The sequence below is a fragment of the Geothrix oryzae genome, from assembly GCF_030295385.1.
GTDB lineage: Bacteria > Acidobacteriota > Holophagae > Holophagales > Holophagaceae > Geothrix > Geothrix oryzae.
Genome location: NZ_AP027079.1, coordinates 1 through 21,936 on the forward strand (window position 1 = coordinate 1; position 21,936 = coordinate 21,936).

16 protein-coding genes are annotated in these 21,936 nt (G+C 68.8%); 11 read left to right on the plus strand and 5 right to left on the minus strand.

Annotated features, from left to right (window positions below; translation table 11 throughout):
• Positions 1-100: 100 nt before the first annotated feature.
• The 4 genes from dnaA to gyrA all read left to right on the plus strand — a co-directional run bounded on the left by dnaA (position 101) and on the right by gyrA (position 8,094).
• Positions 101-1,477, plus strand: a complete 1,377-nt coding sequence (gene dnaA / locus QUD34_RS00005) for a chromosomal replication initiator protein DnaA (RefSeq protein ID WP_286354526.1) — start codon at positions 101-103, stop codon at positions 1,475-1,477.
• Between the two features lie 214 nt (positions 1,478-1,691).
• Entirely contained in the window at positions 1,692-2,825 is a 1,134-nt protein-coding gene (gene dnaN / locus QUD34_RS00010; protein WP_286354527.1) for a DNA polymerase III subunit beta, read from the plus strand.
• Positions 2,826-2,865: 40 nt separating this feature from the next.
• Complete coding sequence (gene gyrB, locus QUD34_RS00015; protein WP_286354528.1) at positions 2,866-5,433, plus strand: DNA topoisomerase (ATP-hydrolyzing) subunit B; 2,568 nt, start codon at positions 2,866-2,868, stop codon at positions 5,431-5,433.
• 54 nt (positions 5,434-5,487) lie between these two features.
• Positions 5,488-8,094 (plus strand): DNA gyrase subunit A, encoded by a 2,607-nt coding sequence (gene gyrA / locus QUD34_RS00020; RefSeq protein WP_286354529.1) that lies wholly within the window; start codon positions 5,488-5,490, stop codon positions 8,092-8,094.
• Positions 8,095-8,152: 58 nt separating this feature from the next.
• On the opposite strand, the gene QUD34_RS00025 is transcribed toward gyrA, so the two are convergent.
• Genes QUD34_RS00025 through glyA form a run of 3 tightly spaced genes read right to left on the minus strand, consistent with a single transcriptional unit; the run spans position 8,153 to position 11,879 of the window.
• On the minus strand, positions 8,153-8,581 hold the full coding sequence (locus QUD34_RS00025; protein WP_286354530.1) for a gamma-glutamylcyclotransferase family protein: 429 nt from the start codon (positions 8,579-8,581) through the stop codon (positions 8,153-8,155).
• Entirely contained in the window at positions 8,571-10,637 is a 2,067-nt protein-coding gene (locus QUD34_RS00030; RefSeq protein ID WP_286354531.1) for an ATP-binding protein, read from the minus strand. Before QUD34_RS00030 ends, QUD34_RS00025 begins: the two co-directional genes overlap by 11 nt.
• A gap of 3 nt (positions 10,638-10,640) precedes the next feature.
• The gene (glyA, locus tag QUD34_RS00035; RefSeq protein ID WP_286354532.1) at positions 10,641-11,879 is read right to left on the minus strand and encodes a serine hydroxymethyltransferase; all 1,239 of its coding nucleotides are present in this window, start codon (positions 11,877-11,879) and stop codon (positions 10,641-10,643) included.
• A 118-nt stretch (positions 11,880-11,997) separates the two neighbouring features.
• On the opposite strand from glyA, the gene purB reads away from it, so the two are divergent.
• The 3 genes from purB to QUD34_RS00050 are packed head-to-tail and all read left to right on the plus strand — an operon-like array spanning position 11,998 to position 14,949.
• The gene (purB, locus tag QUD34_RS00040) at positions 11,998-13,449 is read left to right on the plus strand and encodes an adenylosuccinate lyase (RefSeq protein WP_286354533.1); all 1,452 of its coding nucleotides are present in this window, start codon (positions 11,998-12,000) and stop codon (positions 13,447-13,449) included.
• Between the two features lie 17 nt (positions 13,450-13,466).
• Positions 13,467-14,297 (plus strand): hypothetical protein, encoded by an 831-nt coding sequence (locus QUD34_RS00045; protein WP_286354534.1) that lies wholly within the window; start codon positions 13,467-13,469, stop codon positions 14,295-14,297.
• A gap of 7 nt (positions 14,298-14,304) precedes the next feature.
• Positions 14,305-14,949: a 4Fe-4S dicluster domain-containing protein gene (locus QUD34_RS00050; protein WP_286354535.1), complete on the plus strand. Its 645-nt coding sequence runs from the start codon at positions 14,305-14,307 to the stop codon at positions 14,947-14,949.
• 13 nt (positions 14,950-14,962) lie between these two features.
• On the opposite strand, the gene lipA is transcribed toward QUD34_RS00050, so the two are convergent.
• Positions 14,963-15,889: a lipoyl synthase gene (gene lipA, locus QUD34_RS00055; protein WP_286354536.1), complete on the minus strand. Its 927-nt coding sequence runs from the start codon at positions 15,887-15,889 to the stop codon at positions 14,963-14,965.
• A 39-nt stretch (positions 15,890-15,928) separates the two neighbouring features.
• Here lipA and QUD34_RS00060 point away from each other — a divergent pair, with 39 nt between their 5' ends.
• From QUD34_RS00060 to QUD34_RS00075, 4 genes are all read left to right on the plus strand, one after another.
• Positions 15,929-16,840 (plus strand): hypothetical protein, encoded by a 912-nt coding sequence (locus tag QUD34_RS00060; RefSeq protein WP_286354537.1) that lies wholly within the window; start codon positions 15,929-15,931, stop codon positions 16,838-16,840.
• A gap of 80 nt (positions 16,841-16,920) precedes the next feature.
• Complete coding sequence (locus QUD34_RS00065; RefSeq protein ID WP_375379990.1) at positions 16,921-17,331, plus strand: EamA family transporter; 411 nt, start codon at positions 16,921-16,923, stop codon at positions 17,329-17,331.
• Positions 17,332-17,346: 15 nt separating this feature from the next.
• Positions 17,347-19,236 (plus strand): APC family permease, encoded by a 1,890-nt coding sequence (locus QUD34_RS00070; RefSeq protein ID WP_286354539.1) that lies wholly within the window; start codon positions 17,347-17,349, stop codon positions 19,234-19,236.
• A 21-nt stretch (positions 19,237-19,257) separates the two neighbouring features.
• Positions 19,258-21,180, plus strand: a complete 1,923-nt coding sequence (locus QUD34_RS00075; RefSeq protein ID WP_286354540.1) for an APC family permease — start codon at positions 19,258-19,260, stop codon at positions 21,178-21,180.
• Between the two features lie 12 nt (positions 21,181-21,192).
• On the opposite strand, the gene QUD34_RS00080 is transcribed toward QUD34_RS00075, so the two are convergent.
• Complete coding sequence (locus QUD34_RS00080; protein WP_286354541.1) at positions 21,193-21,915, minus strand: ribosomal eL19 family protein; 723 nt, start codon at positions 21,913-21,915, stop codon at positions 21,193-21,195.
• Positions 21,916-21,936: the final 21 nt, after the last annotated feature.

The window sequence follows — 21,936 nt, forward strand, 5'->3', positions numbered from 1 at the left end:
GCCGATGGCGTCGCAACCCGCCCTCTCGATGCCCGTGCCTGCGCGGAGGCGCCGCGTCGGCGCCAACCCCTCCCGTTCCTCCACCGCATCCGGTGAACCCATGCCATCCGCCGATCCCGCCGCCCTCTGGGACACCATCCGACTCGGGCTTTCCAAGCAGCTCCCGGAAGCCAGCTTCAAGGAGTGGATCGCCCCCTGCGAGCCGCACAAGGTCGAGGACGGGGCGCTGTGGATCCAGGTGCCGAGCGCCGCGGCGAAGCTCTGGATCGAGCAGCAGCTTCCCGAGGAGTTCAACGACGCCCTGGCCCAGGGCGGGCTGGCGGACCTGCGCCTCGTGTTCCAGGTCAGCGGCGCCCCAGCGGCCCCCAAGGCTCCGGCACGAAAGGGTGCGGCCGCTGGCGGTACGGCGGCCGCCGAGCCGCCCGTGTCCTTTCCGCACCTCTTCAACCGCTACACGCTGGACCGCTTCGTGGAGGGCCCCGGCAGCCAGCTGGCCTTCGCGGCGGCCAAGGCGGTGGTGGACAACTACGGCAAGGCGGCCACGCCCCTCAGCATGAACCCGCTGTTCATCTACGGCGGGGCGGGACTCGGCAAGACGCACCTCATGGTGGGCATCGGCAAGGGCCTGCTGGCGCGGAGCCCCAAGCTGCGGGTGGCCTACCTCAAGGTGGACCACTTCTTCAACGAGCTCACCGTCGCCATCCGGGCCAAGAACACCGAGCCCATGCGCAAGAAGTACCAGCAGAACGATGTGCTCCTGCTGGACGATGTGCAGACCCTGGGCAAGATGGAGCGCACGCAGGAGGAGATCTTCTACATCCTCGAGTACCTGCTCCAGAACGGGAAGCAGATCGTCATCACCTCGGACAAGCCGCCCCAGCGCCTGGAGGGCTGCCACGAGCGGCTCATCACGCGCTTCAAGTGGGGTCTCACCGCGGACATCCAGCCCCCGGACTTCGAGACGCGCATCGCCATCCTGAAGAAGAAGCTGGAGGACGCGGACTTCAAGAATGTGCCGCCCATCCCCGAGGATGTGCTCACCTTCATCGCCCACAAGGCCAAGGGCAGCGTGCGCGACCTGGAGGGCTTCCTCACCCGCGTCATCTTCCAGGCGAGCCTCGTCGGGGTGCCGCCCTCCCTCGAGGTCGCCCACGCGGCCTTCCAGGGCCAGAGCGGGGAAGAACCCACCGCCGCCATCCCTCCCGAGCGCATCTTCCGCATGACGGCGGAGACCTTCAATGTGCCCTTCGTAGACCTGATGAAGAAGCGCTCGCGGCAGCAGGCCATCCTGCTTCCGCGCCAGGTCGCGATGTACCTGGCCCGCGAGATCGCCTCCATTCCCTTCATGGACATCGGCCGCTCGTTCAACATGCACCACTCGACCGTGATGAACGCCATCGGCTCCGTGCGGGAGCGCATGAAGCGCGATCCCGAATTCCACAGGATGGTCCAGGCTCTGTTGAACAGCATCCATTGAAGATGCTGGCGTTAGTCGGATCTCCACAGAACCCCACAACCGCGGTTCCACACCGCGCTCCGGCACCGGGTTCTCGCCCTGCCAAACCCTCCTTCTCCTCAGCCTCCAGGGGGTTGTCCACAGCCTGTCCCAGGCGGGGAAACTCCGGTAGGATAGGGCTTTGAGTCGTCTTTCCACAGGTTGCCCCGGGCATCAGCATCATCAAGGGTGATTCATGAGTCTTCAGTTACAGGTTTCCAAGGATCGTCTGGATCGCACCCTCGGGATCCTGAGGCATGCCTTGGACCGTCGGGTCACGCTTCCGATCCTGCAGCACATCCTCGTGGATGTGCGCCCGAAGGAAGTCGTCATGAAGGCGACGGACATGGAACTGGCCTTCGAGGCCACGGTCCCCGGCGAAGGCCAGGGGCAGTGGACCATGGCCGTGCCCGGCAAGAAGTTCATCGAGACCGTGAAGGTCTTTCCCGAGGGCATCCTCAGCCTGGAGTGCCCCGATGCGGGCGGCCGCCTGTGGCTGCGGGCCAAGGGCATGAACTCCGAGCACAACATCCAGCCCGGCGAAGGCTTCCCCGAGCTGCCCGCCCCCAGCAAGGAACTGCCGGTGGTGAGGATTCCCGTGCTGCGGTTCAAGCGGGCCATCCAGCTGGGCTCCATCGCCGTGAGCAAGGACGCCACCAAACCCACCCTGTCGGCGGTGCTGCTGCACCTCTCCAAGCACCATGTCCGCGTGGTCTCCACCGATGGCTTCCGCCTCGCGGTGGCCGAGGTCCCCTGCGACACCAAGCTCAAGGATGAAGTCCGCCTCATCGTGCCCAAGCGGGCCCTGGACCTCATCCCGACGCTGCTGGGCGACGAGGGCGAGGTCGAGCTCTGCTGGGACGGCACCACGCTCTACCTGGACCAGCCGGGCCTCAAGTTCAGCACCCGCCTCGTCACCGGCAACTACCCGGCCTACGAGAAGGTGCTGCCCGCCGAGCTGCCCAAGCGCGTGATCATGGATCGCGAGGTCTTCCTCCGCACGCTGCGCTTCGTGGGCCTGAAGAAGGACGACTACAACAAGAATGTGCGCCTGTTCTACGAATTCCCCAACCTGCGCACGGTCTTCCAGCACCCCGACGAGGGCGTGAACCAGGCCACGCTGCCCTTCACGGGCGAAGAACACCCCTTCGAGCTGGCCTTCAACATCGACTACCTCACCGAGCTGCTGGAGCGGCTCCCCGGCGAGGAAGTCGTCTACCAGTTCAAGGACGAAGTGGGCCAGGGCGTCTTCATGTCCCCCAGCCTCGAGGACTTCAGCTTCCGCTATGTCCTCATGCCCGTGCGCTTCGCCAACAGCGCCACGGCCTGATCCGCACCGCACTTCACCGATTTCGACAAAGCGAGTCTTGATGTCCGAAGAAGTCTTCACCTCACGCGTACACACTCCCCAGGAATCCGACAGCTACACCGCCGACAACATCACGGTTCTGAGAGACCTCGAGGCCGTCCGCAAGCGGCCCGGCATGTACATCGGCGACACCGACGATGGCAGCGGCCTGCACCACATGGTCTACGAGGTGGTGGACAACGCCGTCGACGAGGCCCTGGCGGGCTTCTGCACCCGCGTGGATGTGGTGCTCCACAACGACGGCAGCTGCAGCGTCGAGGACAACGGGCGCGGCATCCCCGTGGACATCCACAAGGAAGAGGGCCGCAGCGCCGCCGAAGTGATCATGACGGTGCTCCACGCCGGCGGGAAATTCGACAACACCAGCACCGAGGGCAAGAACGCCTACAAGGTGTCCGGTGGCCTCCACGGCGTGGGCGTGTCCTGCGTGAACGCCCTGTCCTCCAAGCTCTGGCTCACCATCTGGAAGGAGGGCCAGGAGTACGCCATGACCTTCTCCCAGGGCAAGGCCGACGCCCCCCTGAAGCCCGTGGGGCCCACGGCGCGGCGGGGCACCCGCGTGCGCTTCCAGCCCGACCCCGAGGTGTTCAACAATGTCCTCGACTTCAGCTTCGAGACCCTCAGCCAGCGACTGCGGGAACTGAGCTACCTGAACCAGGGCGTCCACATCCGCATCACGGACGAGCGCACCGGCGACAACCAGGACTTCATGAACGCCGGGGGCATCAGCTCCTTCGTGGAGCACCTGAACCGCAACAAGCCGGTCCTCCACAAGCCCCCGATCTACATCAAGGACGAGAAGCAGGACACCACCGTCGAGGTGGCCCTCCAGTGGAACGACTCCTACCAGGAGACCCTCTACTGCTTCACGAACAACATCCGCAACCGCGACGGCGGCGCGCACCTGGAGGGCTTCCGGGCCGCCATGACCCGCGTCATCAACGCCTACGCCGAGAAGAACAACCTGCTGAAGAGCGCCAAGGTGAGCCTCTCGGGCGAGGATGTCCGCGAGGGCCTGACGGCGGTTCTTAGTGCCAAAGTCCCTGATCCCAAATTTTCCAGTCAGACGAAGGATCGCCTCGTGTCCAGCGAGGTCAAGGGCATCGTCCAGACCATCGTCTACGAGAAGCTCTCGGCGTTCTTCGAGGAGAACCCCCGGGAGGCCAAGGCCATCCTGGAGAAGGCCATCGAGGCCGCCCGCGCCCGCGAGGCCGCCCGGAAGGCCCGCGAGTTGACCCGCCGAAAGGGCGCCCTCGACGGAGGCGGTCTGCCGGGCAAGTTGGCGGACTGCCAGGAGAAGGATCCGGCCCTCAGCGAGATCTTCCTGGTGGAGGGCGATTCCGCCGGCGGCAGCGCCAAGCAGGGCCGCCATCGCGCCACCCAGGCCATCCTGCCCCTCAAGGGCAAGGTGCTCAACGTGGAGAAGGCCCGCTTCGACCGCATCATCGGCGCCGTGGAGCTCCGGATCCTCATCCAGGCGCTGGGCACCGGCATCGGCAAGGATGAGTTCAAGATCGAGAACCTCCGCTACCACAAGGTCGTGCTGATGACCGACGCCGATGTGGACGGCGCGCACATTCGCACCCTGCTGCTCACCTTCTTCTACCGGCAGATGCCGGAGCTGGTGGAGCGCGGCCACCTCTACATCGCCCAGCCGCCTCTCTACAAGGTGAAGAAGGGCAAGACGGAGAAATACCTCAAGGACGAGCGCGCCATGGAGGAGTTTCTCTTCCAGAAGGCCCTGGACGGCTGGTCCCTCAGCCTGCCGGACGGCACGGAGCACCGGGGCGCCGTCCTGGTGCGCGAGATGAAGAAGTGGGGCGAGGTGCAGCAGCTCTTCGGCAAGCTGGAGCGCCGCGGCTATGCCCGTCCCCTGGTCCGTGCGCTGCTGGCCGAGGGCCTGCTGGACGAAGACCGGTTCACCCGCAGGGAAGGGCTGGAGCAGCTGGCCGCCGCCCTCGTGAAGCAGAAGCTCGGCACCTGCGAGATTGAAACCATCGAAGGCGAGGAGCGCCCCGCCGAGGGCGAGGAGCCCGCGATGACCACGCCCGCCAGCCATCGCCTCCGCCTGGTCCGCATGCACCTGAGCCGCCCCATCACCCTCTGGATCGACAGCCAGGTGGCCCACTGGGGCGAGTTCCGCCGCCTGGCCGCCCTGCAGGTCGAGCTGGCCGGCTTCCGCGGGGGCGAGCTGCGGCTCCGCCGCCTCAAGGACATCAAGGATGTCCCCAAGGACAAGGACGGCGAGGACGAGGTCGAGGTCGAGGAGGGCACCCCCAAGCTCGGCAAGGAGCAGGTGTTCACGGATCCCGAGGAGATGCTGGCCATGGTCCTCGAGGAGGGCAAGCGGGGGCTCGGCATCCAGCGCTACAAGGGCCTGGGCGAGATGAACCCCGAGCAGCTCTGGGAGACCACCATGGATCCCGAGCGCCGCACCCTGCTGCAGGTTCGGGTGGACGATGCGGTGGCAGCCGACGAGATCTTCACCGTCCTCATGGGTGATGCCGTGGAACCCCGACGCCGCTTCATCGAGACCAACGCCCTCCTGGCGGAGAACATCGACATCTAAGTTCTGTTTTTGCAGGATGTCGAGCAGAGTTCCACGTAGAACACCGGAAGCCACATGAACCCGAACCGTATCGAACCCCTGGAAATCGAAAAAGAAATGCGGAAGTCCTACCTGGACTACGCCATGAGCGTCATCGTGGGCCGGGCCCTGCCCGATGTCCGCGACGGCCTCAAGCCGGTGCACCGCCGGGTGCTGTTCGCCATGAAGGAGGCCGGCAACGACTGGAACCGGGCCTACAAGAAGTCCGCCCGCACCGTGGGCGATGTGATGGGTAAGTACCATCCCCATGGCGACTCCGCCATCTACGACACCCTCGTCCGCATGGCCCAGCCCTTCTCCATGCGCCATGTGCTGGTGGACGGCCAGGGCAACTTCGGCTCCATCGACGGCGACTCCGCGGCGGCCATGCGCTACACCGAGGCCCGCCTGTCCCGCCTCGCCAACGAGATGATGGGCGACATCGACCAGGACACGGTGGATTTCGGCCCCAACTACGACGGCAGCATGCAGGAGCCCCTGACCCTGCCGGCCCGCTTCCCTAACCTCCTGGTGAACGGCTCCCAGGGCATCGCCGTGGGCATGGCCACCAGTATCCCCCCGCACAACCTGCGGGAGTGCTGCCACGCCCTGGTGGACCTGATCGATCAGCCGAGCCTGGGCCTCGAGGGCCTCATGGCCCACATCAAGGCTCCCGACTTCCCGGGCGGCGGCATCATGCTGGGCACCGAGGGGGTGCTGGACGCCTACCGCACGGGCCGCGGCCGCTGCGTGGTGCGCGCCAAGTCCCATGTGGAGCAGATCCGGCGGGCCGGTGACCGCGAGCAGCTGGTCTTCACGGAGCTGCCCTACCAGGTGAACAAGGCCACCCTCATCGAGAAGATCGCCGAACTGGTGCGCGAGAAGAAGATCGACGGCATCAGCGACCTGCGGGATGAATCCGACCGCGAGGGCATCCGCCTCGTCGTCGAGCTGAAGAAGAACGAACCCAGCGACATCGTCCTGAACCAGCTCTACCAGCAGACCCAGCTCCAGAACAGCTTCCCCATCACCATGCTGGCCATCGTGAACGGCCAGCCCCGGATCTGCACCCTGCGGGAGGTGTTGCAGGAGTTCATCGGCTTCCGCCGCGAGGTGGTGACGCGCCGGACCCTGTTCCAGCTGCGAAAGGCCGAAGACCGCCACCATGTCCTCATGGGCCTCAAGATCGCCCTGGACCACCTGGACGCGGTCATCAAGCTCATCCGCGGCGCCAAGAGCCCCGAGGAGGCCAAGGCCGGCCTGATGGCCGGGGCCTTCGCCACCGCCGCCGCCCTCAAGAAGGACCCCAGCCTCTGCCTGTCCGCCGTGCAGGCCCAGGCCATCCTGGACATGCGCCTCCAGCGCCTCACGGGGCTGGAGCGCGAGAAGATCCTCGACGAGCTGGCCGAGCTCGAAAAGCAGATCGCCAAGCTCAAGGCCATCCTCGCCGACGACAAGCTGCTCCTGCAGGTCATCAAGGAGGAGCTGCAGCAGGTGGCCGACCAGTTCGGCAACGACCGTCGCACCGAGATCGTGGGCTACTCCGGCGAGATCCGCATGGAGGATGTGGTGCCGGACGACCCCATGGTCGTCACCATGTCCAAGGCGGGCTACATCAAGCGCACCGACCTCACCGCCTACCGCCGCCAGCGGCGCGGCGGCAAGGGCAAGGTGGGCATGAAGACCAAGGACGAGGATTTCGTCGAGCAGCTCTTCATGACCAAGGCCCACGACACCCTGATGGCTTTCACAGACAAGGGCATCGTGTACGCCCTCAAGGTTTACGACCTGCCGGAAGCCGCCGCCTCCACCCGGGGCAAGCACATCCGCAACCTCATCTCCCTGAAGGACGGGGAGAATGTCGTGACCCTCATGGCCCTGCGGGACTTCCCCGAGGGCGAGACCCTGGTCTTCGCCACCAGCGACGGCACGGTGAAGAAGTCCAGCCTGGCGGCCTACGCCAACATCCGGACCAATGGCCTCATCGCCCTCAACATCGATGACGGCAACAGCCTGGTGGCCGTGCGCCGCTCCACGGGAACCCAGCAGATCGTCCTGGCCACGGCCCAGGGCAAGGCCATCCGCTTCCCCGAAGAGGATGTCCGCGCCACCGGCCGCGCCACCACGGGCGTGCGGGGCATGAAGCTGGCCAAGGGCGACCACATCGTGGACATGGAAGTGGCCGAGCCCCTGCCGGACCTGCCGGAGGGCGTGGAGCCCGACGAGAGCACCGAGGATCACGGCATGCTGCTCACGGTCTGCGAGAAGGGCTACGGCAAGCGCAGCCTCCTCCAGGACTACCGCCTCCAGGGGCGCGGCGGCACGGGCGTCATCAACATCCGCGCCGGCGTCCGCAACGGGCAGGTGGTGGGCTTCAAGCTCGTCAAGCCCGGCGAGGGCTGCCTCCTCATCAGTCAGGAGGGGATGGTCATCCGCTTCCTCATCGACGAGGTCCGCAAGACGGGCCGCAATGCCCAGGGCGTCAGCCTCCTCAAGCTGGCCAGCGCCGAGGACCGCGTCGTGGGCCTCGCCAAGATCGACGCCAGCGCCATGGCCCTGGACGAAGAGGAGGATCTCGTCGAAGTCGAGGCGGCTCACCCGGGGCCGGACGAAAACGGCGAGCAGCCGAAACTGGGGCTGTAGCTCCGCGGATTCTGTCGGCTAACGCAGAAGGGCGTGGGCTTGCCCACGCCCTTCTGCGTTAGAAGTACCGCGCCCAGTCGCCGTCCGGAAGCTCCACGGCCTCCCGCTCCAGCCGGGGCAGGCGTTCCACATGGAACACATAGACCCAGGCCCGGTACCGGTGGCCCCCCTCCAGGAGGACGGGCAGGATCTGGCGGGAGAAGAGTCCCTCCTCCACGCCCTCCAGAGAATCGAGGTCCGCCAGGGCGGACTCCAGATCGCCCTCGGAGTCATAGCCCACGAAGTCCCCCCGGACCCAGCCGGGCCCCGGGGGAGGGACCTCGGGTTCGGCCCCGGCCACCAGGGCGGGATAGCCCGCGGACAGGTGGAAGAGGCGACCGGCGACCCAGGCGCCCGTGAGGCCCTCGGGATCGGTCCGGCGGAGCCAGGCGTGCCGGGATCCCCCCTCGCGGAGGGTGCCGTAGACGAAGAGGCCGTCAGCGCTCACGGGAGGAATCCGCCTCGGGGGTCAACAGACCCAGCTCTTCCATGGCCGCCACCAGGTCGCGGATCCGGAAGGGCTTGGCCAGGAAGCGCTGGTGGGGGCCCTCCAGGAGGCCGGGTCGCGCCTCGGCGTTGTACCCGCTGATGAGCAGGGCCGGGAGGTTGGGGCGGGAGCCCCGGATGCGGCTGAGCACATCGGCTCCGTGGAGCCGCGGCATGACGAGGTCGAGAATGACCAGATCCCAGCCCGAGGGATCGGCCTCGAAGGCCTCCAGGGCCTCCTGTCCGTCGGCGGCCTCCACGACCTCGAACCCGTGGTCCCGGAGGACCTCCTGGGTGAGCTCGCGGATGCCGGCCTCATCGTCGGCCAGAAGGATCCGCCGAGTCCGCAGGGTGGCGAGGGGTGGAACCGAAAGGGACTCCATGGCCTTCCCCTGGGGCAGACCCAGCTCGGCGCGGGTCCCCTCCCCGGGGCGGCTGTGGAGGGTGAGCCAGCCCCCCATCTGCCGGGCGAGGGAGAAGGCGATGGAGAGCCCGAGCCCCCGGTTCCGGCCCACGGAACGGGTCGTGAAGAAGGGGTCGCAGGCCCGCCGCAGCACCTCGGGGGTCATGCCCGGGCCGTCATCCTCGAGGATCAGACGGACCCAGGGATCCTCCCGCTCGGCGCGAAGCCGGATCCGGCCGGTGCCCGAGAGGGCCTCCACGGCGTTGGCCACCAGAAGCTGGAGGGCTTGCCGCAGGAGCTCGGGATCCAGGCCGACCACCAGATCCTCCGGAAGGTCGACCTGGAAGTCGATGCGGTCGGGCAGGGCGGCGGTTTCCAGGAGGAAGGGCGCGAGGGCCTCGCGGAGGGGCAGCGAGAAGGCCCGGAGGGGAGTCTGGTGGGACAGGGCCTTCAGCTGGTGGACCGTGCGCTCCATGGAGAGGGTGGCATCCTCCATCCGGCCGGTGACGATGGCGGCCTCCGGGGAGCCCGGGGGCAGCAGCCGCAGGCGGTCCAGGTTGCCCAGCAGGACGGTCAGCTGGTTGTTGAACCCGTGCACCAGGCCGCCCGCCAGGGTGGCCACGGCCTCCATGCGCTGGCCCTGGAGCTCGCGCGTTTCCAGGGCCCGGCGGGCGGCGCGGGCCTCCTCGGCGGCGGCGGCCGTGATCAGGGCGGCGAGGGCCAGCACCATGAGGTAGAGCTGGGAGAAGCGGAAGGCTTCCTGGGGAAGCGCCCGGCCCTGGACCCAGAGGAGCACGAGCATGCTGAGGGAGAGCAGGGCCACGCCCCAGGAGGTGCCGCGGGGGCCGAAGCGGAGGGCCACCCCCAGCATCGGGAGCACCAGGGCGAACTGGAGGGCCAGACCCACATCGCGCGAAAGCCCCGGGTTGATCCGGGCCCCGAACAGCAGGAGCAGGCAGAGGCCCGCCAGGGCGAGCCCCTCCAGAACGGGGTGTCTCAGCCGAAAGAGGGCCGTCTCTTCCGGATCGGCCTCCCGGGGGACGAGGGCATGGAGGAGGGCGGGGCCCAGGCAGAGGAGGGCGGTGAGATCTCCCAGGAACCAGGAGAGGCTGGTGGCCAGGGGATCCCTGAACCCCCCATCCCGGTGGGCGAGGCCCACCACCTGGGCCCCCAGCCCCGCCGAGAAGAAGGCGCCGGCCGCCGCCGAGACCCCGAGCCAGCGGAGCAGGTCCCGGACCTGGCGCAGGTCCGGCCGGCCGACCCCCAGGCGCACCAGGATCCGCCAGGCGATCAGCGGCTCGAGGGTCTGGAGGACGACCATGGCCAGGGCATGGGGCCAGGGCAGCCAGCCGCCGAGATTCAGGGCCAGGGAGCCCAGGGCCAGCCCCCAGACGGCGTCGGCGCCCAGGATGAAGAAGGCCGTGTGGGCGACGGCGGCGGCGGGCCAGAAGAGGTAGGCCTGGAAGGGAAGGCCCGAGGGGAAGGGCGTCTTGGCGGCCCCCAGGTAGACCAGGGCGAGGCCGAGAACGCAGAGGATCCGTTTCCCCGGGCCGAGCCCCCCCGGGCCGCCGAAGCGGCCTGGGGGAGAACTGGACGAGCGGAGGGGACCCGCCACCGGTTATTCGGGGATGGGGAACTGATCGGTGAGGTGGAAGACTTCCTGCCGGACGCGGGCGAAGGTGCTTTCATCGCCGCGATGCCGCAGGGTGACATCGAAGAAGCGGGCGATCTGATCCATTTCCGCCTCCTTCATGCCGCGCGTGGTGAGGGCGGGACTGCCCAGGCGCACGCCCGAGGGCTTGAGGGGCGGGTTGGGGTCGAAGGGGATGCCGTTCTTGTTGGTGGTCATGCCGGCCCGGTGCAGGCAGTTCTCGGCCTCGTGGCCCAGCAGCTCGTGGTCGCGCAGATCCACCAGGAACAGGTGGTTGTCCGTGCCGCCGCTGACGATGCGCCAGCCGCGCTCCTGCAGGCCCTTGGCCAGGGCGTGGGCGTTGCAGATGACCTGGCCGCTGTAGGCCTTGAACTCGGGCTGCATGATCTCGTGCAGGGCCACCGCCTTGGCGGCGATGACATGCATGAGCGGACCGCCCTGGACGCCCGGGAAGACCGCGCGGTCAAGGTCCTTGGCGTACTGGGACTTGCAGAGGATCAGACCGCCGCGGGGGCCCCGCAGGGTCTTGTGGGTGGTGGTGGTGACATAATCCGCGTGCGGTACGGGGCTCGGATGGTGGCCCGTGGCCACCAGGCCGGCGATGTGGGCCATGTCCACCATGAGCAGGGCGCCCACTTCGTCGCAAATCTCGCGGAAGAGGGGGAAGTTCCAGGTGCGGCTGTAGGCCGAGGCGCCCACGACGATCATCTTGGGCTGGTGCTGCCGCGCCAGGGTGCGGACCTCGTCCATGTCCACCCGCTCGTCTTCCTGGCGCACATGGTAGGGCACGAACTTGTAGAGGATGCCGGAGCTGTTCAGGGGGTGGCCGTGGGTGAGGTGGCCGCCGTGGGCCAGATCCAGGCCCATCACGGTGTCGCCGGGCTTCAGGGCCGCGAGGTAGACGGCCATGTTGGCCTGGGCGCCGCTGTGGGGCTGCACATTGGCATGCTCGGCGCCGAAGATCTGCTTGGCCCGGTCGCGCGCCAGGTTCTCGACGATGTCCACCTGGCTGCAGCCGCCGTAGTAGCGCTTGCCGGGATAGCCTTCCGCGTACTTGTTGGTGAAGTGGGAGCCCATGGCCTGCATGACGGCGCGGGAGGCGTAGTTTTCCGACGCGATGAGTTCCAGGTGGTGCCGCTGGCGCTGCACCTCCAGCTCGAGGGCCTGGAACACGGCGGGGTCGGAGGTTCGGATGACTTCGTACATGGCGGGGGCTCCCGGGTGATGCCCCTATCCTAGCCGCGGTGCGCCAAGGCCAAGGAAGCCTCTTCGTGAGCGGAATCACAGGTCCGCGGCCGTGCGACACTGGAGGGCCGGAGTTCTTATGCCCTTTCTCCCGCCCCACGATGGTCCCGAGCTGGAGCGATTCGAGCACCCCCTGGCCAGCCGGTACGCCAGCAAGGCCATGGTGCGCCTGCTGTCGCCGCTGTACCGCCAGCGGGTCTGGCGGCGGCTCTGGATCGCCCTGGCGGAAGCCGAATCCGAACTGGGGCTGCCGGTGACGAAGGCCCAGGTCGCCGAGCTGAAGGCCACCCAGGACGCCGTGGACCTCGAGGCCATCGCCCGCCATGAAGCGGCCCTGCGCCACGATGTCATGGCCGCCATCCACGCCTGGGGCGAGCAGGCGCCCGGCGCGCGGCCCATCATCCACCTGGGGGCCACCAGCTGCTTCGTGACGGACAACGGGGACCTGCTCATCGCGCAGGAGGCCCTCACCCTGCTGCGGCGGCGCCTGCAGGACGCGATCGCGGCCCTGTCGGCCTTTGCCGCCCAGTGGCAGGATCAGCCCACGCTGGGCTTCACCCACTTCCAGCCGGCCCAGCCCACCACCGTGGGCAAGCGCGCGACCCTATGGATCCAGGACCTGCTGCTGGACCTGGAGGACCTGGACCACCTCATCCGCACCACACCCGTGCGCGGCGTGAAGGGCACCACGGGCACCCAGGCCAGCTTCCTCGAACTCTTCGAGGGCGACGGCGCCAAGGTGGAAGCCCTGGAACAGCGCTTCTGCGCCAAGGTCGGCTTCCCGGCCATCCCCGTCAGCGGCCAGACCGCCACTCGGAAGCTGGAGGACCGCATCGGCCAGGTGCTCTGCGGCATCGCGGCCTCCGCCTCGAAGTTCGCCTGCGACCTGCGCCTGCTCCAGCACCTCAAGGAAGTGGAAGAGCCCTTCGAGTCGAAGCAGATCGGATCCAGCGCCATGCCTTACAAGCGCAACCCCATGCGCTCGGAGCGCATCAACAGCCTCGCCCGCTTCGTGCTGGGCCTCATGCCCTCCAGCTACCAGACCAGCGCCAGCCAGTGGATGGAGCGGACCCTGGACGACAGCGCCCATCGCCGCCTCACCATCAGCCAGGGCCTGCTGGCGGTGGACGCCATCCTGGTGCTCTTCCGCAATGTGGCCTCGGGCCTCGTCGTGTATCCGAAGATGATCGAGGCGCGCCTCAGCCAGGAGCTGCCCTTCATGGCTGCCGAGGTGCTCCTCATGGAGGCCGTCAAGCGCGGCGGCGACCGCCAGGACCTCCACGAGCGGTTCCGCGGGGCCGCCCTCGAAGCGGGGCGCCGCATCAAGGCCGAGGGCCGCCCCAACGAGCTGCTGAAGCTGCTGGCGGAGGATCCCGCCTGGGCCATGACCGAAGCTGAACTGGCATCCCTGCTGGACGCGCGCCGGTTCACCGGCCGCGCCGGAGACCAGGTGCGCCAGTTCCTGGCGGGCCCCGTGGCCGCCGCCCTGAAGGACCACGCCCCGGCCGACGAAGCCGCCGTGCGCGTTTGACCGCGAAAGGTTTGACCATGCTGAAACTCGCCGTGATCGGTGCCCAGACGATGCTGGGCCGGGAACTTGTGGGCGCCCTGGAGGCGCGGGACGCGTCCGTGGTGCCCCTTTCCATTGGCGCGCTCTCCGTGGAGGAGGAGGTGGGCGACCTGGTGGTCTTCGCGCCGAGCCAGGCCCTCCTGGAGGGGCTGGACGCCGTGATCCTGGCGGACACGCCGGACCCGGCCCTGCTGGCGACCTTCCCGGGCCGCATCCTGGATCTGCGTGCGGAACCCAAACCGAAAACCGACCCCATGCCCCTGGCGGGCCCCTGGCCCAAAGGCACGCTGGCCCTCCGGGGCCGGCCGGCCCTGGAGCAGGTGCTGGCCCTGCTGCCGACCCTGCTGACCGGCCTGGGCGAAGTGGGGGGCACCCACCTGCGCTCGGTGGCCTGGATGGGCGACCGGGGCCTGGATGGCCTCGTGGAGCAGACCCTCGCCATCCTCAACGGTGAGGATCCGGATCTGGCCAAGCTGGGCTACCGCCAGGCCTTCGAGGTGGTGCCCGTCCCCCCCATCGCGGGCAAGGGCCGCCTGCTGGAGATCCGCGTCCCCTCCTTCCACGGGGACCTGCTGGTGCTCCAGATCCGCGCCTTGGAGGGCCAGTCCCTGGCCAGGAAGGACGCCCCCGCCGGCGTGAAGTGGGTGGAGGCCCCGCCCAGCTCCCGCGATGTGGCGGTGAGCGCCGACCTGCTGGCCCACCTGGATCTCACGGGCGACGGGAAGGCCGGTGTCCTCACCCTGGGCTTCGACCCCGTCCTGTGGGGCATCCTGAGGCCCGCGATGCGGGTGCTGGGACTGATGGACTGACGCCATCATGGCCAAGAAACTCGACGAACCCCAGGAGCGCGGGGACTTCTTCAAGTCCCTAGGCACCCTGTTCGCGGGGTTCGTGGCCAACCGGATCGAAGAGGCGGTGACGGGGCTGGGGCCCAAGCTCCTGCGCCCGCCCGGGGCCCTGGACGAGCTGGCCTTCCTCACCAAGTGCACCCGCTGCGACAAGTGCATGCGGGCCTGCCCCGAAAACGCCATCCTCAAGGCCGGACCCACGGCGGGGCTCGCCCTCGGCACCCCCTACCTCGATCCCCGCAGCGTCCCCTGCTTCCTGTGCACAACGCTGCCCTGCGTGGCGGAATGCGAGGACGAGGCCCTGGTCTGGCCGCGGCTCGTCCGGGCCGACGGCACCGAGCTGGAGGGCCCGCGGGCCGTCCGCATGGGCACGGCCCGCGTGAAGCCGGGCCTCTGCGCCACCTGGGGCACCCTGGATCGCGAGGCCCGGGCTTGCCGCGTCTGCGTGGACCGCTGCCCCTATCCGGAGGAGGCCCTGCGGATGGTCACGGAGGAGGGGGAGGCCATCCCCCACCCGGTGGTGGACGCCGACATCTGCACGGGCTGCGGCCTCTGCGTCTTTGCCTGTCCCGCCGAACCCGCGGCCATCGTCGTGGAACCCCGGCGGGACTGAGCTCGTCCGAGTCCTAGGCGATGCTGATGCCTTCCAGCTCCGCCACCTCGTGGGCGTTGAAGCTGGAGCGCACCAGGGGACCGGCGTAGACCGTGGCGAAGCCGAAGGCCTTGGCCTTGGCCCCCAGGTCGGCGAACTCGTCCGGGTGCACATAGCGCTTCACGGGCAGTTGGTGGCGCGTGGGGCGCAGGTACTGGCCCAGGGTGAGGATGTCCACCTGGGCCTTGGCCAGGGCCTCGAAGGTGGTCATCAGCTCGGCCTCGGTCTCGCCCAGCCCCAGCATGAGGCCGCTCTTGGTGCGGAAGGCCGTTCCGTACAGGGCGGTTCCCAGCTCCTTCGCATGCGCCAGCACGCGGAGGCTCCGCTCGAACCGGCCCGCGGGGCGCACCTCGGGATAGAGGCTGGGCACGGTTTCCGTGTTGTGGTTGAACACGGCGGGACCGGCGGCCACCACGCGGGCCACGGCCTCGAGGTCGCCCAGGAAGTCGGGCACCAGCACCTCCACGCCCACGCCCGGGTTGCGGCGGCGGATGGCGAGGACGGTCTCGGCGAAGTGGGCTGCGCCGCCATCGGGCAGGTCGTCCCGGTTCACGGAGGTCAGTACCGCGAAGCGCAAGCCGAGCGCCGCCACGCGCTCGGCCGTTTCAAGCGGCTCTTGAGCGTCCAGCGCCCGGGGCTTGCCGCTCTGGATGCTGCAGAAGCCGCAGGCCCGGGTGCAGACCTCGCCCATGAGCAGGAAGGTGGCCGTGCCGTGGGTGAAGCAGTGGGTGCGGTTGGGGCAGCGGGCCTCTTCGCAGACGGTGTGCAGGTGCGAGTCGCGGAGGCCCCGCTTCATGCCGTGCAGGTCGCCGAGCTTCACCCGCTCCTTGGTGATCCATTCGGGCAGCCGGGGATGGCCCTCCAGCACTTCGCGGCCAACGCGCTTCGAGAAACGGGCCATCGGGCCTCCAGATCCTCCAGTTTTCCGTAACATGCAGGAATGTCCAAGCCGCTATCCAGGTTGCTGCGCCTGGAGCAGACCGCCTTCCTGGCCCGGGACCGTGCCGCCTGGGGGCCCCACCTGGCGCGGGTGCGGAGCTTCCTGGGCGAGGGGCTGCAGGCGGCGGACCCCGCGCGCCCCGTGCTGATCCTGGGCGCGGGTTCGGGCCTGGAGGTGCCCTGGGGTCTGGCACCGGCCCGAACCACCGGTTGGGATGCGGATCCCTGGAGCCGTGCCCGCACCATCCTGCGCCACCGGCGCTGGGCCCCCTGGGTGTTCGAGGACCTGACGGGGGGGTTGGTGGACCTGGGGGCGGCGGCCCGGCGCGCCGTGGCCGAGCCCTGGTCGGGCCGGCACCGGGACCCCCGGACCGCCGCCCTGCGCCTGGCGGGGCTGGTGCCCTTCCTGCACCCGGATCCCGCAGCGCTCCGGACCTGGATCGAAGCCCACCGGCCCGGGACCATCCTGGCCGCCAATGTGATGGGCCAGTTCGGCGCCGTGGCCGAGCGCGTGGTGGAGGGGGCCTTCGGGAAGGCCTCGCCCTGGGCGGCGGAGGCGGAGCGGTCCGATCCCCTGGTGGAGGCCCTGGAGGCCTGGACGCGGCGGGCCCTGGAGGCGTTCCTGGAAACCCTGACGGGGAGCGGGGCGGCGCTCTGGCTGATCCACGACCGGGGCGCGGCCTTTGGCCCCGGATCGCTGGACCTGGGGCCCTGGGCCGACCCCTGGACGGCCCAGCTGCGGGGAGGCGTGGAGGGTCTGGAGGTGAGCGATCCCCTGACGGGCCTGGATGTGGGGGCGGCGCTGAGGGCGGCGGGGCGGGATCCGCATCGCCAGGATCGCTGGATCTGGCCCCTGGCGCCGGACCAGCGCCATGTGGTGGAGGCCCTGGCCAGCCGGCCGGCCGCCGGGTGAATCCGCTGTGGCCTCCGTCAACCCTTGTCCCCACAGACGGCATCCACCGCCATACTGTCTTTCCTTGGAGATGGAACGGCATGGCGTGGTTGGGATGGGCGATGGCAGCGATGGTCCTCATGGGCCTGGGCAACCTGGGCATGAAGGCCGCGAGCCATCACGGGCTCAGTCCGGCGGGCGTGCTGTTCTGGGTGGTCGTGGGCGAAGTGCCGCTGGCCCTGGCCTACTGGCTGTTCCGGGGCCGGCCTTCGACGCCGCCCGCCGGCGCGGCCTGGGCCGTGGGCGCGGGCCTCTTCACGGCCCTGGCCCTGATCTCGGTCAACGAAAGCTTCGCCCGCGGCGCCAAGGCGGCCGTGGCCGTCGGCATCATGAACGCGAATTTCGTGGTGGTGGCGCTCCTGGCCTTTCTTCTCTTCCGCGAACAGCTCCAGCCCACCAAGCTGGTGGGGCTCGCCGCCACGCTGTCCGGCCTGTGGCTGATGGCCCGCTGATGCAGGAATCCTGAAATGCCCAATTTCCGAAGACTCCTCCTGGGCCGCCGCCTTGCCAGCGAGGAAAGCCACGAAGCCCGGATCAGCAACCCCGTGGCCCTGGCGGTGTTCAGCTCCGATGCGCTCTCCTCCGTGGCCTACGCGACCGGCGAAATCATGGCCGTGCTGGGCCCCTACATGGCCATGGCGGCCTTCGGGCCGGCGGTGCTGTCCTGGTCCTGGCCCGTGGCCGTGGGCATCGTGCTGCTGCTGACCATCCTGACCGTCAGCTACCGGCAGACGATCTTCGCCTATCCCAGCGGGGGCGGCGCCTACATCGTCGCGAAGGAGAACCTGGGCGAGGTGCCGGCTCAGGTGGCCGGAGCCTCGCTGCTGGTGGACTATGTGCTCACGGTGGCGGTGAGCGTGTCCGCCGGCGTCACGGCCATCACCAGCGCCTTCCCCGCGGCCGATGCGCACCGGGTGGCCCTGGCCTTTGTCGTGGTCACCATCATCGGGCTGATCAACTTGCGCGGGGTGAAGGAGAGCGGCGCGGTCTTCTCCGTGCCGACCTACGGCTTCGTGATCTCGATGTTCGGCATCATCGGCCTCGGCTTCTGGCGCTATTTCGCGGGCGGCGTCTCCGTCGGCGAGCACCACGCGGCGGCGGCGCCCCCCTTCCCGGGCTGGCTGGCCATCTGGGTGTTCATGAAGGCCTACAGTGCGGGCTGCACGGCCCTGACCGGGGTGGAGGCCATCTCCAACGGCGTGTCCGCCTTCCGGGAGCCCACCGCGCGGAACGCGGGCAAGACCATGGTGGCCATGGTGCTGATGCTGGGGGCCATGTTCCTGGGCATCACCTGGCTGTCGAACCATTTCGGCATCATCTACACCGGGGAGGGCGAGTCCCTGCTGTCCATGCTGGAGCGCCGGATCCTCGGGACCGGCCCGGGGCTCCCCCACATCACCTACCTGATCGTGCAGGCCTTCACGATGCTGATCCTCTGTCTGGCCGCGAACACCGCCTACGCGGACTTCCCGCGCCTGGCGGCCATGATGGCCCGGGACGGGTTCCTGCCGCGGCAGTTCTCCAGCCAGGGGGACCGGCTGGTCTTCTCCAACGGCATCTTCATCCTCTCGCTGCTGTCGGGCATCCTGCTGTGGATCTTCAACGCCCGGGAGCACCACCTGCTGCCGCTGTACGCCGTGGGCGTGTTCCTGGGCTTCACGCTCAGCCAGACGGGCATGGTGCGCCACTGGCTCAAGCTCCGCGGCCACCACTGGGCCCTCAAGTCGGTCATCAACGGAGCCGGTGCCCTGACGACGCTGGTCGTGATGATGGTCATCATCGTCACCAAGTTCACCCACGGGGCCTGGGTGGTGGTGCTGGTCCTGCCCCTCATGGTGATGACCTTCTTCAACATCCACCGGCACTACATCCGCGTGAAGTCGATCCTGGCGGGCAGTCGCGCCGACTTCATCAGCCCCCGCAAGAACCGCGTGGTGGTGCTGGTGTCCGGCATCCACTCGGGCGTGGTGCAGTCCCTGAACTACGCCAAGGTCATCGCGGACCACGGCGAGGTGGAGGCCCTCACGGTGGACTTCCCCGACGAGAACGGCCGCGACAGCGCCGCCCTGGAGCGCCTGCGCTCGGACTGGCCACGCTACTGCGAAGGCATCCCCCTGCGCTCCATCCGCAGCCCCTACCGCAAGATCGTCGAGCCCATCGTGGAGGAGCTTGACCGCATGCGGCGCGTGGAGCCGGAGTACACCATCACCGTCATCCTGCCGGAATTCGTGACGGGCCACTGGTGGGCGAACCTGCTGCACAACCAGACCGCATGGCGCATCAAGGGCACGCTCTTGATGAAGCCCAAGACCGTGGTGATCTCGATCCCCTACCACCTGGAGCCCATCGTGGAGTAGCCTGCTGTCCGGGAGTGAGGGATGCAGAGCCTGAGGCGGATCCTGCTGGGGCGGCGGTTATCCAGCGACGAGACGCAGCACACCAAGATCAGCAACCCGGTGGCCCTGGCCGTGTTCAGCTCGGACGCAATCTCCTCCGTGGCCTATGCCACGCAGGAGATCCTGGCCTCGCTCTCCGGGGCGCTGGTTCCCGCGGCCGGCGGCCTGGCGCTGGTGGGCGCGGCGATCTTCGGATGGTCCATTCCCGTGGCCCTCGGCATTGTGGCGCTGCTGGCGATCCTGGCCGTCAGCTACCGGCAGACCATCCTGGCCTACCCGGGCGGGGGTGGCGCCTACATCGTGGCCAAGGAGAACCTGGGCGACATTCCGGCCCTGACGGCCGGGGCCTCCCTCCTCATCGACTACATCCTGACCGTGGCGGTGTCGGCCTCGTCGGGCATCGCCGCCATCACGGCCGCCGTGCCGGCCCTGGCGGGGCACAATGTCGCCCTGACGCTCCTGGCCATCGGGTTCATCGCGATCATGAACCTCCGCGGCATCCAGGAGAGCGGCCACCTCTTCGCGATCCCCACCTACGGCTTCGTGGTGAGCATCTTTCTGGTGATGGGCTATGGCCTCGTCCGCCTGCTCCTCGGGGAGGGGCCTTCGCCCGCACAGGTGCAGCAGGCCGTGGTCCAGGGCACCCATCTGGCGGGGGTGTCGATGGTCTGGATCTTCATGCGGGCCTTCAGCGCGGGCTGCACGGCGCTGACCGGGGTGGAGGCCATCAGCAACGGCACGACGGCCTTCCGGGATCCCGTGGGGCCCAACGCCGCCAAGACCATGATCTGGATGGTGCTGCTGCTGGGAACGATGTTCCTGGGCATCACCCTGCTGGCCCACCAGTACGGGGTGACCTACCAGCACAGCACGAACCCCGCGGTGGTGGCCGAGACGCTGCTGTCCAAGCTGAACAAGGCCATCCTCGGCGATGTGAGCCACGGCCTTCCGAAGCTGATGTACTACCTGGCCCAGGGCTTCACCTTCGCCATCCTGGTGGTGGCGGCCAACACGGCCTTCGCGGACTTCCCCCGTCTGGCGGCCCTCCAGGCCCGGGACGGCTTCCTGCCGCGCCAGTTCGCCAGCCAGGGCGACCGCCTGGTCTTCTCCAACGGCATCCTCATCCTGTTCTTCTTCTCGGGCCTGCTGGTCTGGCTCTTCCACGCGAATACGGACATCCTGCTGCCCCTCTACGCGGCGGGCGTGTTCATGGGGTTCACCCTCAGCCAGACCGGCATGGTGGCGCACTGGCGCAAGGTGAAGGGCCCGCGCTGGCATGCCAAGGCGATGGTGAACGGCCTGGGGGCCGTCACGGCCCTGGTGGTGCTGCTGGACATCGCCATTACCAAGTTCATCCACGGGGCCTGGATCGTGATCCTGCTGGTGCCCCTGCTGGTGGTGGTCCACTTCAGCATCCGCCGCCACTATGTGGGCGTGAAGTCCCGGCTGGCGGCCAGCCGTACGGACGCCTTCCTGCCGACCAAGCACCACGCCCTGGTGCTGGTGAACGGCATCCACCGGGGCGTGGTGCAGTCGCTCCTCTATGCCCGGCTCATCGCCGGAGACCGCGTGGAAGCCCTCACGGTGGACCTGGGCTCTGACGGCGCCCGGGAGAGCCCGGCCATGGAGAAGCTGCGGGCCGACTGGATCATCTACGGCATGGGCGTGCCCCTGCGCTGCCTGCCGAGCCCCTACCGCAAGCTCGTGGAGCCCGTTCTGGGGGAGGTGGACCGGATCCATGCCGCGGAACCGGAGCTGGCGCTCACGGTCATCCTGCCGGAGTTCATCACCTCGAAGTGGTGGCAGCAGTTCCTCCACAACCAGAGCGCCCTGCGCCTTAAGGCCGCCTTGCTGATGCGGTCGGGCGTCATCGTGACCTCCGTGCCCATGCACCTCCCCCAGTAGAGCTGCGGACCTTCAGCGCATCCGGGCGACGGGCCGGGCCAGCAGCTCCTGGCCGCTGAGGAGTTCTCCCAGGGTCTGGTGGCGGGGGCTCAGCACCATACAGAGGAAGCTCAAGGGGAAGCAGGCCACGGACAGCAGATGGACAAGGGAGAAGGCCATCCGCCGCTCGGGCTGGTTCTCGGGAAGGGTCACGCCGAAGAACCCCATGAGGGGCGTCTGGCCCGCGAGCACCAGGGGGGCCATGAAGAGGATCCAGGACACGGAGAACAGGTAGGGCAGCACGAGGGGCCAGGCCCCCAGCAGCAGCCGGCCCGGAGCCACCCCCAGCAGCCAGGCCGGCAGCGCCAGGGCCAGCGCCTGGACCAGAACCAGGAGCAGGGCCTCGGTGGCCTCCACCTTCACGAGGGGCCAGAAGCTGGCGACGGGTTCCTGGACACCCAGGGCTGCCTGGGCGGGGCGGCGCGGCGAGATCGAAGGCGCCGCTCCGATCTCGGGGCGTTCCAATTCCTCCGGAGCCACCTCCACGGCCACGGGCGGGACGCGGCCCAGGGCGGGGGCTGTCAGGGCCCGGGGCGGCGGCGCGAAGGAGGCCTGGGCCAGGGCGGAGGCCTGGAAGAGCAGGGGGCGGCCCTGCCGGGGCGGTGCCAGGGCCAGCCCGCATTCGGGGCACTCCGCCGCGAGGGGCGAGAGGCGGGTTTGGCAGCTGGGGCAGATGCGCCGGGAAGGGGCCGTCATCCCCCCACTATCGGTCACCCG